At 69.6% G+C, this 13457-nt stretch carries 12 protein-coding genes; 3 read left to right on the top strand and 9 right to left on the bottom strand.

All coding sequences use genetic code 11. The features are described 5' to 3' along the window. Positions 1–36 precede the first annotated feature (36 nt). Positions 37–420 carry a hypothetical protein gene (locus ACX9TP_RS01455; protein WP_482977897.1) on the top strand — a complete coding sequence of 128 codons (384 nt, stop codon included), beginning with the start codon at positions 37–39 and terminating at the stop codon, positions 418–420. A gap of 58 nt (positions 421–478) precedes the next feature. Here the strand turns inward: ACX9TP_RS01455 and ACX9TP_RS01450 are convergent, their stop codons facing one another. From ACX9TP_RS01450 to ACX9TP_RS01415, 8 genes are all read right to left on the bottom strand, one after another. Beyond that, positions 479–1663 (bottom strand): alpha/beta fold hydrolase, encoded by a 1185-nt coding sequence (locus ACX9TP_RS01450; RefSeq protein WP_482977896.1) that lies wholly within the window; start codon positions 1661–1663, stop codon positions 479–481. A gap of 2 nt (positions 1664–1665) precedes the next feature. Further along, entirely contained in the window at positions 1666–3321 is a 1656-nt protein-coding gene (locus ACX9TP_RS01445) for a hypothetical protein (RefSeq protein ID WP_482977895.1), read from the bottom strand. A gap of 210 nt (positions 3322–3531) precedes the next feature. Next, complete coding sequence (locus ACX9TP_RS01440; RefSeq protein WP_482977894.1) at positions 3532–4131, bottom strand: hypothetical protein; 600 nt, start codon at positions 4129–4131, stop codon at positions 3532–3534. Positions 4132–4227: 96 nt separating this feature from the next. Continuing rightward, positions 4228–5781, bottom strand: a complete 1554-nt coding sequence (locus tag ACX9TP_RS01435) for an acyl-CoA synthetase (RefSeq protein ID WP_482977893.1) — start codon at positions 5779–5781, stop codon at positions 4228–4230. Between the two features lie 26 nt (positions 5782–5807). Beyond that, positions 5808–6803 (bottom strand): 3-oxoacyl-ACP synthase III family protein, encoded by a 996-nt coding sequence (locus ACX9TP_RS01430; protein ID WP_482977892.1) that lies wholly within the window; start codon positions 6801–6803, stop codon positions 5808–5810. 12 nt (positions 6804–6815) lie between these two features. Further along, complete coding sequence (locus ACX9TP_RS01425; RefSeq protein WP_482977891.1) at positions 6816–7532, bottom strand: TetR/AcrR family transcriptional regulator; 717 nt, start codon at positions 7530–7532, stop codon at positions 6816–6818. A gap of 130 nt (positions 7533–7662) precedes the next feature. Then, a complete protein-coding gene (locus ACX9TP_RS01420) occupies positions 7663–9825 on the bottom strand; it encodes a protein kinase domain-containing protein (RefSeq protein WP_482977890.1) in 2163 nt (720 codons plus the stop codon). Positions 9826–9995: 170 nt separating this feature from the next. After that, on the bottom strand, positions 9996–10637 hold the full coding sequence (locus tag ACX9TP_RS01415) for a hypothetical protein (RefSeq protein ID WP_482977889.1): 642 nt from the start codon (positions 10635–10637) through the stop codon (positions 9996–9998). Positions 10638–11064: 427 nt separating this feature from the next. Here ACX9TP_RS01415 and ACX9TP_RS01410 point away from each other — a divergent pair, with 427 nt between their 5' ends. Then, positions 11065–11685 (top strand): hypothetical protein, encoded by a 621-nt coding sequence (locus ACX9TP_RS01410; RefSeq protein WP_482977888.1) that lies wholly within the window; start codon positions 11065–11067, stop codon positions 11683–11685. A 36-nt stretch (positions 11686–11721) separates the two neighbouring features. Next, positions 11722–12981 carry a serine/threonine-protein kinase gene (locus ACX9TP_RS01405; RefSeq protein ID WP_482977887.1) on the top strand — a complete coding sequence of 420 codons (1260 nt, stop codon included), beginning with the start codon at positions 11722–11724 and terminating at the stop codon, positions 12979–12981. 9 nt (positions 12982–12990) lie between these two features. On the opposite strand, the gene ACX9TP_RS01400 is transcribed toward ACX9TP_RS01405, so the two are convergent. Beyond that, on the bottom strand, positions 12991–13347 hold the full coding sequence (locus ACX9TP_RS01400) for a helix-turn-helix domain-containing protein (RefSeq protein ID WP_482977886.1): 357 nt from the start codon (positions 13345–13347) through the stop codon (positions 12991–12993). Between the last annotated feature and the right edge of the window lie 110 nt (positions 13348–13457).

Raw genomic sequence — 13457 nt, 5'->3', positions numbered from 1 at the left:
CGGCGCTCCGCCGTGCGCGTGCCCGCGAGGTTTGCCATGTCGACCAACCCGAAGAAGATGACTCCCGCCCAGGCCGCCCAGATTCTGCGCAACCACCCCATTGAAGCGAAGGGCTCGGTGCGCGCGGCGGACTCCGCGTTCAATGTCTGCCTGGGCTACGAGGACGGCGAGTTCGTCCTGTCCTGGTCCGCCACGTCGGTGGGCAAGTGGGACTGGGTGGGGCTCTACACCGACTCCTCGCAGCCCAACGACGACAAGGTCGCCTGGCAGTGGGCGAGCGACGGCAACTCCTACGGCACCGGCGAGAAGGTGCAGCCCGGCTTCCAGGCCCGCTACCTCAGCTGGGACACCACCAGCGACCAATACGTCGTCGTGGCGCAGACGGCGGGCTTCCCCAACACCACCGTCTGCTCGTCCTGACGACGAAGGCCCCCACCCTCGCGCAGGCGAAGGCAGGGGCCCTGGGGACTTCACGGCCTCACGGGTGCGGAGCGTTGGCGGGCGCGGGAGCGCCCTCCTGGCTCGGCGTGGCCGGAGGCAGGCTCTGTGGCGCCGGCGCTCCGGACGAGGGGACTCCCGGCTTCGGCGCCTCCGGCTTCGGCTCCGTGCCCTCGGGCACCACGATGCGCCCCTGGGCCGCGTCGCGGAGGAAGGGCAGCACCACCTCGTTGAAGCGCGCCGGGCAGTCGAGCTGCACGGTGTGACCGCAGCCCTTCAGCGGCACCAGCCTCGCGCCCGGGATGCGCGACGCGCCGTATTCCATGATTTCGCGCGTCTCGCCGCCGTGGAGGAACGGGTTGGGGATGAGCCGGTCATCCGTGCCGTAGACAATGAGCGTGGGCACGGTGACGTGGTGGAGGCTGTCGCGCACGAAGTCGTTGTGTGCCAGGCCCTTCACCGTGCGCACGTTGGCGTAGGCGTACGCGTCGAACTCGGGAGACTTCGCCACCCGGACGCGCTCCTCAATCAGCCACTCCAGCTCCGGGCGCCAGTTCATGAAGTTGCCCTGGCGCACGCTGCCCCAGATGGCGGACTCCGGCGCGCCCTTGATGAACTCCGTGCTCATGACGCGCTCGAACCAGGCCTTCTCCTTCCAGGAGAACTTCTCGAAGCCCGCGGGCGACACCAGCACCAGCGCGCCCAGGCGCTCCGGGTAGCGGATGGCATAGGAGAGCGACGTCTGCCCGCCCATGGAGTGCCCGGCCAGAATCGGCTTCTCCACGCGCAGGGCGTCCGCCACCTCGAGCACCACGTCGGCCATGGCCTCCATGGTGTACGGGAAGGTGCCCGGCTTGTCGGACTTGCCGTAGCCCGGCAGGTCCACCGCGACGACGCGGAAGCCCTGCTGGTGGAAGGCGTCCAGCTGCGAGCGCCAGAACTTGAGATAGGAGCCGAGGCCGTGGACGAAGATGACCGTCTTCGCGTCCGGCGAAGCGGCGGGCATGTCCACGCAGGCGACCTCGGGCACGCTGGCCATGCCGTACTGCGCGGCGGTGCGCGGCAGCGGGATGCGCTGCACGGGCCAGGGCTGCTTCGTGCCCTCGGAGGTGTAGTCCAGGTCCTGGAAGGACAGGGGCGACTGGCCGGCGAACGAGCGCACGCAGCCGGCGGAGGACAGCCCGGCCGCGAGGAGCAGGGCGGTGATGGCGCGGGAGGTGCTCATGGTCAGAACGCGTACCAGGTGAAGGTGGTGAAGGCCGCCCACGGGTTGCTCCGCACGGCGGGAGCGCCGTCGTAGAAGCTGCCGCGGAAGAGGTAGCCGGCGTGCAGGCCGGCCGTCATGAGGTAGCGGATGTGGTAGCGCAGCTCCGCGTTCACCTCGGTGCCGATGAAGCGCCCCCGCGGCACGTCCGGGTTCCACCGCGTCGGTGTGGCGCCCGCGTTGGCGATGCCCGTGCCCACCTTGAGGTTGAGCTTGTTGGGGACGAGGTCCCACGCCGCCGTCGCCATGCCGGCGCGCAGGCCGAAGCCCTGGTTGGAGATGTCCGACACCGCGCCCGTGTAGTTGTTCACGGTGCTGGTGAAGGGGAACAGCAGCAGCATCTTGTGGTTGAACCAGACGGCGCCGGGGATGCCGTACTGGTTGAGGGTGAAGGCGCCGGTGTAGCGCTCATCCTGGGTGTTGTTGTCGCCGGTGGTGAACATGCCCTCCAGCGTGAGCACGTCCGCGGGCCCGCGGCCCCACTGGTACATCAGCTCCGCGTTGGCGGAGAGACCGGAGATGCTGAGCGAGTCCAGGGCGGACGTCTCCGGTTCATCACTCGTGTACTTGCCGCCGTTGTACATGACGAAGCCGGACGCACCGAGCCGGCCGTTGCGGAAGTCGATGTTGTGGTTGAAGTGCGCGCCCACCCAGAACACGTCGCCGGTGGGGCGCTCAATCGGGAAGCGCGCGGTGCCCACGAAGCCGGGCAGGCCGACGGAGGACGGGCCGCTCTTCACCAGGCCCTCGAAGGCGTACGCGTCACCCTTCGTCCTGTCGTTGAGGTACCACAACGACACGCCCACGTTGGTGTTGGGGCGGACCGGGTAGACGTAGTCCGCCATGGCCAGCCAGATGTACTTCAGCCGCGGGTCGTTCTGCTTCGCGCGGTCCGCCTGCGCGCTGCCCAGCGGCATCAGCGACAGGCGCGCGAGGCCCTTGTAGCTGCTGAAGACGGACAGGCCGGTGGCGTCGCTGCCGAGGAAGGACAGCTTGTAGCCGGTGCGGACGATGTCCGACAGCGGCGTGCGCGTCGGGTCATAGGGCGTGTCGTAGACGGGCTGCGTGCCGATGAGCAGCGTGAGCTGCGCGGGCACGCGCGTCGGGTAGATGGCGACGTTGACGTTCTTCGTCTGGATGTTGACCTGGTCGGCGTTGAAGCCGCCGCCCTCGTTCTGGCCAATGGTGTTGGCCGAGCGGCCCCAGAGGAAGTCCACCTCGAACTGCGCGCGGAACGAGGCCAGCCCGTCCACGAAGAAGGGGCTGTATTCGATGACGGGAATCCAGCGCTGTTCGACGAAGTACGCCGAGCGCCCCGGCGTCACGCTCACCGCGCTGCCGGTGGCCGAGCCGATGGGGCCCAGCGCCACGCCGCGCAGGCCGGCCGGGTCACCCACCTGGTTCGTCAGCGACAGGCGCGTGAAGAAGTAGTTGATGAGGGTGAGCTCGCGAGGCTCCGCGTCCTCCTCGCGCTCCTTCTCCTCGCGCCACTCGCCGTAATAGAGGCCGGGCACCGGCGTGCTCTGCGCGGCCGCCGGCAGTGCCACTCCCGCGAGGCCCAGCGCGAGCGCCACCACGCCGCGCCGCAGCGCGCGCGCTTCAAGCCACCTTCCCGTCATATCCACCTCGGCCCCGAGCGAGGGGCATCCCGGACTCACCGGGCTCAGATGTCGTCGTTCGTGTTGCGGATGAGTGCCAGGGGCCCATCACGCCTCGCCAGGAGGAGGGGATGAGCGGTGAAGACCGGCGGGACACCTGTGTCCCCACAGCCGGCCCGTCTCCGGAAGGAGGGAGGAGCACGCCCTCCTCCCGGCACGGGAGTACCGCGACTACTGGATGACGTACTTCTGCACCGCGTCCGCGGTGAACGCGTTACCGCTGAGGGTGACGGTGTTGGCGGCCCCCACCGCGCCGTTCGCGCAGCGGTTGCCGGTGGCCTGCCCCTTGAAGAAGAGCTCCAGCCTCAGCTGCTTCCGGTCGGAGGTGAAGCCGCCGCGGCCCTCCTGCGTGAGGCCGCCCGGGAAGTTGAACGTCACGTCGAAGCAGCTGCCATCCGCCGCCACGTTCTCGATGAGGACGGTGTTGGAGGTGAAGGTCAGCGGGTTCTTGGCGACCTCGTGGTTGCACGCGCCGTCCACGATGGTCCCCGGGATGCTGTTGACGGTGAAGTTACCGCCGCCGACGGTCATGGTGACCTTCTGGTAGCACTGGGAATAGGGACCGTAGTCCACGTCCTCGTTGAAGCCGTTGGGATAGGCCGGGATGTTGGCGCCCTCCATCAGCAGCGTCTTGCCATCGAGGAAGGCGAGGATGTTGGCCGAGCTGTCCAGCTTGGGCGTGTTGTCCGGCGGGTCGATGACGGGGTCGTCACCACAACCCACGAGCCCCAGCGCGCACAGCACCACCGCCGACAGAATCTGCTTCTTCATGGACTTGCTCCTCTTCTCTCCGGCGGCACCGCCGGGATGACGTGACAGTCGACAGCGGAGGGCCGCCAGCGAGGAGTCCCTCCGAAAAACCGTGCTTCAGCGCGCTTCGCCGTCCGCGGCGATGGCCGCCTCGCGCAGCTCGCGCTTGAGAATCTTCCCCGCCGCGGAAATCGGCAGGCGCTCCACCACGTCCACCCGCTTGGGCACCTTGAAGCGCGCCACCCGGCCGCGCAGGTGCTCCAGCAACGCGTCGGAGGAGGCCTGCTCCCCCGGCTTGAGCACCACGAAGGCCCGGCCGACCTCGCCCCACTTCGCGTCGGGCACACCCACCACCGCGCACTGGCCCACGGCGGGGTGCTCGTAGAGGGCGGACTCCAGCTCCAGCGGGTACACGTTCTCTCCGCCGGAGATGAACATGTCCTTCTTGCGGCCGGCGATGAAGAAGAAGCCGTCCGCGTCGCGGCGTGCCAAATCACCGGTGTGCAGCCAGCCCTCCGCGTCGATGGCCTCGCGCGTGGCGGCCTCGTCCTCGAAGTAGCCGGAGCACATGGACGGGCCCTTGAGGACGAGCTCGCCCACCTCGCCCACGGGCACCTCGCGGCCGTCGTCGTCCACCAGCTTCGCGGCGATGAAGTAGTTGGGCCGGCCGATGGAGCCCGCCTTGGACACGGCGAACTCCGGGCCCATGCTGAACAGGCCGGGGCCGAACTCCGTCATGCCGAAGCCCTGCTTGAAGGGCACCGGGTGCACCGCCTGCCACGCCTGGATGAGGGGCACCGGCAGCGCCGCACCGCCGCTGGTCATGAAGCGCACGGTGGAGAAGCTGGTGGACCGGAAGCGCGGCGACTCCTGGAGCTGCTGGTACTGCGTGGGCACCGCGAAGAAGAGCGTCACCTTCTCGCGGGGGATGAGGTCGAGCAGCGCCTCCGGGTCCCACCGCCGCATGATGACGACGGTGCCGCCCACGGTGAGCAGCGGCACCGTGTACACGAGCAGCCCGCCCGTGTGGAACATGGGCGTGTGCGTCACCGTGACGTCGCCGGGGAGCACCTCGTGCACCAGCGTGTTGAGCGTGTTCCACGCCACCATGCGGTAGCTGACGCGCGCGCCCTTGGAGCGGCCGGTGGTGCCGCCGGTGAAGAGCAGGCAGAGGATGTCCTCCTCCGCGACGCTGTCGTTCGTCACCGGAGAAGCGGGCACGTGCGCCAGCGCCGTCGCGTACGCGTCCGCGCCGGGCAGCCCCTGCGGCTCCAGGGACACGAGGCGCACGGAGTCACCGATGCGCTCGCGCACCTGGGCGACGGCGTCGCGGAAGTCGTCACCGAAGAGGAGCACGCGCGGGCGGATGGAGCGGACCAGGTCCGTGAGCTCCGCGGCGTGCAGGCGCCAGTTGTAGGGGACGAAGATGGCGCCAATCTTCCCGCAGGCGAACAGCGCGTCCAGGTACTCCACGCCGTTGTGGGCCACGAGCCCCACGCGGTCGCCGCGCTTCACACCGGCCACGTCGCGCAGCCAGGCGCCCAGGGCCTCGGCGCGGGCGTTGAGGGCGCGGTAGGTGAAGCGCCCGGCCTCCCCCTTCGCGGTGTCCACCACCGCCACGTGCTCGGGCCAGTAGAGGGCGCCCCGGCCCATCCAGTCTCCGATGAACATGCGCGTCCCTTCTCCGGGCATACGGCTCAGGCGGTCCAGCGGTAGAGGGCGGAGGCCATGGCGAGGCCGCCGCCGCTGGCACAGAAGGCCACCAAATCTCCCCGCCGCACCTTGCCCTGCACCACCGCGTCGTCGAGCGTCATCGGGATGCAGGCCGAGCCGGTGTAGCCCCACTTGTCCATGGTGTAGTGCGCCTTCTCCATGGGCTGGCCGAGCGCCTTCATGGTGGCCTCAATCGTGCGCAGGTTGAGCTGGGTGAAGACGAAGAGCTTCACGTCGTCCAGCGTCTGGTTCTGCCGCTTGAGGAGCTGGTCCAGCAGCATGGGCCAGCGCTCGGTGTTGAAGGTGGCCGGGAACTTGCGGACGAACTGCACCGCGGGCTTGCCGCCGGTGAGCTGCAGGGACTCGGCGGTGGCGGGGCGATTCGTGCCGCCGGTGTAGATGCCGAGCGCGTCGTGGTACTCGCCGTTGGCCAGGAGCTTCGCGCCCATGAAGCCGGGCTTCTCACCCGCGCCCAGCACCACCGCGCCCGCGCCGTCCGCGAACAGGGTGCAGGTCTTCTTGTCCTTCCAGTTCACATAGCGCGTCATGCCGTACGCGCCGACGACGAGGATGCGGCGGTAGCTGTCGTCCGCGGCAATCGTCTTCGAGCCCACGTCCAGCGCCGTCACCCACCCGGCGCACGCGCAGTTGAGGTCATACGTGCCGGCATTGGCCGCGCCCAGCTTGGCCTGCACCACGGAGGCGGTGGCGGGGCTGAGGTAGTCCGGCGTGTCGGTGGCGATGATGATGAGGTCCAGCTCCTCCGGCTTCGTGCCGGAGCGCTCCAGGGCCTGGCGGGCGGCGGCGACGCACAAGTCACTGGTGGCCTGGTCGTCCGCCATGACGTGGCGCTGCTTGATGCCCACGTTCTGCTGGAGCCACTCGTCCACCTTCTCGCCGAGGATGTTCTCGATGTCGGCGTTGGTGAGGACCTTCTCGGGGACGTAGCGGCCGGTGGCCAGAATCTGGGCGTATCGCATGGCGGGTGTTCGTCAGCTCCGGGCGCCGCGCGCGGGACGGCGCGTGGGGCGCAGGGTGTTCTTCTTCGGCTTCTTCGAGGCGGCGGACGATGCCTTCACGGTGTTGCGCGCGGAGGGAGCGCGGGTGTCCAGGCCGTGCTGGATGAGGCTCATCGCTGTGTCGAGCACGCGCTCCAGGCCCGGGTCCTCCTCCCAGAGCACCCAGCGCATGCCGAGGAAGTCGCCGATGCCCATCAGGCAGTAGGCGAGCGCCTCCGGGTCCATGCGGCGCACCTCGCCGTCCTCCATGGCGCGGGACAGGCCGGTGACGTAGCCCTTGGCGAAGCGGTCGTAGTAGCGGCGGTAGCAGGCGGCGTCGACGAACTCGGCCTGGCGCACCACGCGGTAGAGGTTGGGGTGCTGACGCACGAACTGGAAGAAGGTGCGCAGGCCCTCGCGCTCCACGTCGACGCGGCCCGTGCAGCCGGCGGTGGACTCGGCGATGAGGCGGCGCAGGCGCGTGCCCAGCTCGTCCACCACCTCGACGAAGATGGACTGCTTGTCCGGGAAGTAGACGTAGAACGTGCCCAGCGCCACGCCGCCCTTGCGGGTGATGTCGGCGATGGAGGCACGCTCATAACCCTTCTCTCCGAAGACCGACTCGGCGGCCTTCAGCAGCTTCGCGCGGGTCCGTTGCCCTCGGGGCGTCACGGGTCCGCTGCGGTCTGGAGAAGTTGAAGGGCGATTCATGTTTCACCTAGCGGTAGCACCCGGTTGATGGGCTTGTCAAAGCGCGGAGCTTGGCTCCGCGCGTCATGGAGAGCGCGCAACGCGGAGCGTCAGCGCTGGGAGTGGAATGGGATGAGAGCACGGGCGGGGCTCAGGGACCAGGGTCGGTCGGACCGGACCCCTGGAGGACCCGGTCCACGTAGTCACGGATGGTGGAGGCGGGGATGCACAGCTTGGTGCTCCGGTCCGCATCGGTGGAGCTGAGGCCGGTGTGGAGCAGGCCCACGACGGAGCCCTTGGCGTTCAGCACGGGCGCGCCTCCGAGCGTCCCGTCATTGGGCTCGACCTGGATCTGGAACCTGCCGCTCCGGGCATTCTCGTCGGAGAGCACCTGCCCCGCGAAGCGCGCCAACCGGGGCTCCACCTTGCCCGGGTACCTGGACAACCGACGCATCTCCAGCCCTTCCACGAGGACGGGCTCGCCCATCACCGCCTGGGCCCAGGATGCGAAGTGCTCGGGTTGGAGGCCGGCCTTCAAGAGCGCCAGCCCGACCTTCTCGTCCACGTCGATGCGCTGGACGTCGAACCGCCGCCCATCCAGGAGCTCGACCTGCGGGCGGTCCTTCGTGCGGTTCCCGGCGAAGACGTAGCTCGCCGTCACGAGGTGCCCCTGGGCCGTGACGAAGAAGGCCGTGGCGAACCGCTGGTCTCCGAGGAGCAGCCTGGCGGCGACCTGGGGCGCGTCCTTCATGCCGGGCGGCAGGTCGTCCCACCGGGTGGAGCGGGTGCCCGGCGCAGCCTCTTCGCCGGGTACCGAGCCTCCCTGTGGAGGTTCCGCCCGCCGGTTACCCGCATCGGTCGCGAACCGCTGGAGCCTGTCCCGCACGGGAATGGCGAGGACCAGCAGCACGATGGCGACGGACGCAATCGCCACCACCGAGTCCCGTCCGAAAGCGCCCCGGTACCTCCGGGCCTCCGTCCGCACCCAGCCGGCGAGCCGCGCGGGCCCCGTGGAATCGCGCACGCGCTCCAGCGCCGTCCTGAACGCGCCCATGTCCGGGTGCCGCCGCTCCACGGCGTCCCACGTGGCGCCCAGGATGGCCTCCCGCATCAGCACCGAGCACTTCAACCCATGGACGACCGGCGCTCGGGCCACTCCGGACGGCGGGAGCCGGCCCTGGTTGAGCGCGCACAGGAGGGTCATCCCCAGCGAGAACACGTCGGCGCGAGCATCCGGCTCGGCCCTGCCGTCCAGGACCTCCGGGGCGGCGAAGCCGTACTTGCCCAGCATGCGGCCTTCGCGCGTCGCGGCCGTGGTGTCCTCCGCGCGGACCAGGTCGAAGTCCGACAGGTGCGCCACCCCCGCCTCGTCCAGGAGGATGTTGTCCGGGGACACGTCACGGTGGAGCAGTCTGTGCCGGTGCGCACAGGCGAGCGCGTCGCAGACCTGCAGCGCGATGCGCAGCACCTCCTGCTCCGTGGCAGGAGCGGCCTGTATCCGCTGCTTGAAGTCGCCGCCCTTCAGCAGCTCCATCACGTAGTAGAGGTAGCGGGCTCCGCCGTCCCGCTGCTCCTCCGCCTTCTTGAGCAGCACCTTCACGATGTTCGGGTGGGCGAGCTGCGACATCATCTCGGCGCCGCGGAAGAAGCGCTCCCTGCGCGACGCGTCCTGCACGAGATGCCCGTGCAGGACCTTGATGGCCACGTAGCTCTCCCGGCCATAGTCCCAGGCCTTCCAGACGGTGCCGTATCCGCCCGAGCCGAGCTTCTCCAGGAGTTGGTAGCGCCCGTCCCCCAGGAGGTCTCCGGACTGGAGCTCCACGCCCGTCACCGCGCGGCGCTTGAGCTGACGGATGGCGGCGAGCAGCGCGCCCGGGTCCTCCCCTCGCCCCAGGGCCGCCGCCCACTGTTCGTAGAGGAGGCGAAGCTCCTCGCTCAGTCGGGGGTCGCGGGAGGTCTTCTCACCGGGCCGCGCATCCTGGCGGGCGGCGCGCGCGGGCCCGCTGGAGACCTCCTGGAGGCACTGCTGGAAGAGGACGGCCACCGGCAGCGCGCGGCTGAGCTGCCAGGCGCGCTGCAGCCACTGCATCAAGGGAACCGAACCATCCGCGAGCCGCTCGATACTGTTGAAGCGGAAGAGCGTCGCCATCAGCGTGGCCGCGGGAGAAGCGCCCTGGGGAATCGAGGCGACGCACGCGGGGTCGATTCCCTCCAGGAGCGCCAGCGAGGTGCCCTGCACCGCCAGGTCGCAGTTGAGCGCGACGTCGTGCAGCTCGAGGATTCGCTCGTCGGGCAGGTGGCGGAAGTTGGGCACCAGGAGTCACCGCACCGGCCCTGTTGCTTCGAAGGCCGCGAGGAGGGCTTCGAGCATAGCCGCTCGCCCGGGTCCCCTGAACGGGGCTCTTGTAGGAGACCTGCTCCGTCACACCGCCCCGACTGTGCGCCTGCGGACAGGAACCAGGGCCCAGGTCTTCGCACACCCGGTCAGCGCGTGAGGAAGGTGGCGGCGGCGTGCTCGCGCAGGGGCGCGAAGGACTGGAGCGCGTCCGGACGCCAGGCGTCGAGCGTCCTCGGAAGGCGCTTGAGGCGCTCACGCTCCGTGCGCTCCTTCGTCGCGCGCAGGGTGACTTCGAGCACGGCCTCCAGGGCGCGTTGCGGCGTGAGGCGTGGAGCCTGGACCCGCTCCTTCGCGGAGAGCGCGAGGAGCCACTGCTCCTGCACGTAGGCGGCGTGCCGGAGCCAGGCCTGCTGCCGCACGGGGAGGAGGCGGGGCACCTCGGTGGCAATGGAGCCCGGCGCGGCGCGGATGAAGCGCGTGTCCGCCAGGAGCCGCTCGCCCACCACGCGGGCGATGTGCATGGGCGGTGGCCCCTGGGTGAGGAAGCGCGGGTCGACGGGGCCGTCCTGACAGCAGACGAGGGCATCCGCCAGGGTGGGGAAGGCCCAGAGGACACAGCCTCCGGACTTGCGGCGCTCCTCGGCGAGGCGCAGGCCGCGCACCTCGTGGACGGAGAGCCTTCCGGCGCGCTCCAGCTCCAGCCGCAGCTCCGCCAGGGCCGGGGCCTGGAGGCCCGTCACCGCCGTGGACGGGAGGGCTTCGGGGAGCAGCAGGAAGTGTTCCTCCATGGCGCCATGCTGGGTGCAGTGGAGCCCGGCGCGCCAGTGTCACGGTGAGGTTGTCGGTGGGTGATCGGCGGTGAGAGGGGGCGGTGTTTCCGTGCCAGGTGTGGGAGGAGGGAGCTACCGCCGCATCATCCGGATTGACTTCGCGGCTGCGTAACGTGGAGCCCTTCTTTCGGGTCCGAAGGTCCTCCATGACACTGCGACAAGCCGGTGCCGTGCTGCTGATGCTGCTGACGGCTTGCTGAAAGCCATTCACACCGTCCTCGCCCCCTTCCCGGCGTTGTCCTCTGACACCCAGCCCAACCCGTAGCCCCCGGTGCCTCGACGCCCTCCCCGCCAGTGGTACTCCGGCGGCAGGTGCCTCTCTTCTCCCCAGGGCAGCGACTGTGGTAATGCGTCTGGTTAATCAACCCAGGAGGTTAGTCCCCTGATGAACCTGACGAGGCGGAGAACGTTGTCCGGAGGCAATCGCCGCACGGGCACCGGGCTGGTGCGGCTGTCGCTCCTGCTGCTGGCAACGAGCTGCTCCGGAATGAAGTCCGGCGTCTACGGAGACACCCGGACCCTCCTGGCGGACACCGATGACTTCGGGATGCTGCTGCTCAACGCGGGGCTCCGCGCCGACACGTTGCCCACCGAAGACCCGGTGACACCCGAGGAGACTCGCCGCCTGTGGCTGCTGCTGTCCTTCGACAGCACGGACGGCGGCATGCAGCGAACCGGGCACAGGGCCGCCGCGACCTGGCTGCTCGCGGAGGTCACCCTGGCAGGCACGCCGGTGTCCCGGCACGTCCTCAACGAGCGGCTGCTCCGGTTCAAGAACCTCGCGGTGCTCAGGCCCGACGGATGCCTCGTCATGGTGCTCGCGGGTACGCCCGTCCAGTGTTCTGGCCCCGTTCAGGTTCAAGACGGTGCGCTCAGGGCGGGCGAGTACACCGTCGGCCGCTTCTATTCGTCCCAGGAGGGTGGCTTTCGCGAGGACACGAGCCTTCCACCGCTTCCCAACAGCACCTTCCACCATGGCGTGGTCGTCACCGTGGAGCCGAAGTAGCCCGCCACGCGCGAGCCTGGCCCTGGGAGAACCGACATGACGAACGAGAAGGACCGAACGCCCGTCCCCGGCCCCGCGGCTTCGCGGGAGCCCGCGGGTGGGGATGATGCAATGGCCACGAGCGCCCACGAGACGGGCGGGAAGAGCGCTCTCGTCAGGGGACTGGAGCAGTTGAGTCGGGAACTGTCTCAAACGGGCTTCTCGGCGGGCCCCGTGGAGTTCCGGTTCGTGCGTCCCCTGGAAGAGCGCGGTAATGGAGAGCAGATGCTGCTCTTCGAACGGCGGCTGCGCCATGGGCTGCCGGGCCTCGTCGTCGTCAAGCGTCTCCGGAACCCCGAGTCCTTCCCGATGCGGCAACGCCTGAAGGAGCAGGTGCTGCTGGCCTTCCGCCTGCGCCATCCCGCCGTCGCCCAGGTCCACCACTTCCGCGTCATCGACAAGGCGCCCCACGTCATCATGGAGTACGTGGGCGGGCCTACGCTGGATGCGCTCATCACGGTGGCGGCGATGCGGAACAAGCCCCTGCCGGCCGCCTTCGCCCTGTACGTCGCCGCCGAGGTCGCGGACGCGCTCCAACATGCCCACACCCTCACGGACCATGATGAGGGCGGCAGGCCGCTGGGCCTCATCCACCGCGACGTCAGCCCCCGGAACATCCGGGTGGAGCGCAAGACAGGGCAGGTGAAGCTGACGGACTTCGGGGCGGCGTACTCGAAGCGGGTGGGCCGGGAGGAAACGCCGGAGCGGCTCTTGAAGGGGGACCTCATGTACGCCTCCCCCGAGTACCTGCTCGGCGCCTCCATGGACGCCCGCTCGGACCTCTTCTCCCTCGGGCTGGTGTTGCTGGAAGCCCTGACGAGCCGGCACCTCTTCAGCTTCTGGCTCCTCCAGGGAACCCAGCCCGGCGAAGCGGCCGTGCCGGACCTGACCGCGGACGAGGAGCCCGACTTTCCCCTCCACCAGGTGCTCGCCCTCGTGAAGCGCTGCGCTCAGGAGGACGTGGAGCGCGCGACGTCGATGCTGCCGGAGGGACTGCGCTCCATCTTGCGCCGAGCCCTCCAGAAGGAGCCCGCCGGGCGGTACGCCACGGCGGAGGAGCTGTGCCGCGCCCTGCGCACCCAGCTCCACGCGCTCCTGCCCGGCTACGGACGCGCGGAGGCCGCCGAGGACATGGCACGCGTCATCGCGGACGCGAGCGCCATGCGGGAGCTGGGAGAGCCCCTCGAGAGCGGCCTCTATCCAGCCGGTCTGGATGAACACGAGCTGATGCCGGACAGGAAGGAGCCGCCCGGGTAGCCGCTCCTCTCAGCGGAGGACGACCTTCGCCATGTGGATGAGCGCCTGACGTTGCGTCTCATCCATCTTCCGCGCGAGGCCCGTCAGGTGGTGCAACGACGGCGGGTCTTCCTCCGTGGGCTTGTCCCTGCCCTTCCCCTTCGTCGCGGAATGGCTGAAGCCGAGCAGCACCTCCGGAGAAACCTTGAGCGTCTCACAGAGCCGCACCAGGGTCGGGACGCTGGGGAGCATCCGGCCGCGCTCCAGGCGGTTGTAGACGATGGGGGAGAGGTCCATCAGCTCGGCCACTTCGACCTGGGTGAGGCCCAGGCGTTCCCGGGCGGCACGAGCGGCTTTTCCAAGGGCTGCTGCCAGCTTCTCGTTCATGGGCGGGGAGGCGGGGCTGGAGGAGCCTCCGCTGCGCGGGCGTTATACCACCAGGTTGCTTCCACGGTATAACCCGTGAGGTCAGTCCGCCGATGCGCGTGCGGACCCGT

Source organism: Pyxidicoccus sp. M15 (assembly GCF_056858435.1).
This window is presented reverse-complemented; position numbering and strand designations above follow the sequence as displayed.

Coding starts and splice junctions, on each gene's coding strand:
- ACX9TP_RS01425 (WP_482977891.1), bottom strand. CDS start 7,532: ATGAATCGCCCTTCAACTTCTCCAGACCGCAGCGGACCCGTGACGCCC.
- ACX9TP_RS01430 (WP_482977892.1), bottom strand. CDS start 6,803: ATGCGATACGCCCAGATTCTGGCCACCGGCCGCTACGTCCCCGAGAAG.
- ACX9TP_RS01455 (WP_482977897.1), top strand. CDS start 37: ATGTCGACCAACCCGAAGAAGATGACTCCCGCCCAGGCCGCCCAGATT.
- ACX9TP_RS01450 (WP_482977896.1), bottom strand. CDS start 1,663: ATGAGCACCTCCCGCGCCATCACCGCCCTGCTCCTCGCGGCCGGGCTG.
- ACX9TP_RS01445 (WP_482977895.1), bottom strand. CDS start 3,321: ATGACGGGAAGGTGGCTTGAAGCGCGCGCGCTGCGGCGCGGCGTGGTG.
- ACX9TP_RS01405 (WP_482977887.1), top strand. CDS start 11,722: ATGACGAACGAGAAGGACCGAACGCCCGTCCCCGGCCCCGCGGCTTCG.
- ACX9TP_RS01410 (WP_482977888.1), top strand. CDS start 11,065: ATGAACCTGACGAGGCGGAGAACGTTGTCCGGAGGCAATCGCCGCACG.
- ACX9TP_RS01440 (WP_482977894.1), bottom strand. CDS start 4,131: ATGAAGAAGCAGATTCTGTCGGCGGTGGTGCTGTGCGCGCTGGGGCTC.
- ACX9TP_RS01400 (WP_482977886.1), bottom strand. CDS start 13,347: ATGAACGAGAAGCTGGCAGCAGCCCTTGGAAAAGCCGCTCGTGCCGCC.
- ACX9TP_RS01435 (WP_482977893.1), bottom strand. CDS start 5,781: ATGTTCATCGGAGACTGGATGGGCCGGGGCGCCCTCTACTGGCCCGAG.
- ACX9TP_RS01415 (WP_482977889.1), bottom strand. CDS start 10,637: ATGGAGGAACACTTCCTGCTGCTCCCCGAAGCCCTCCCGTCCACGGCG.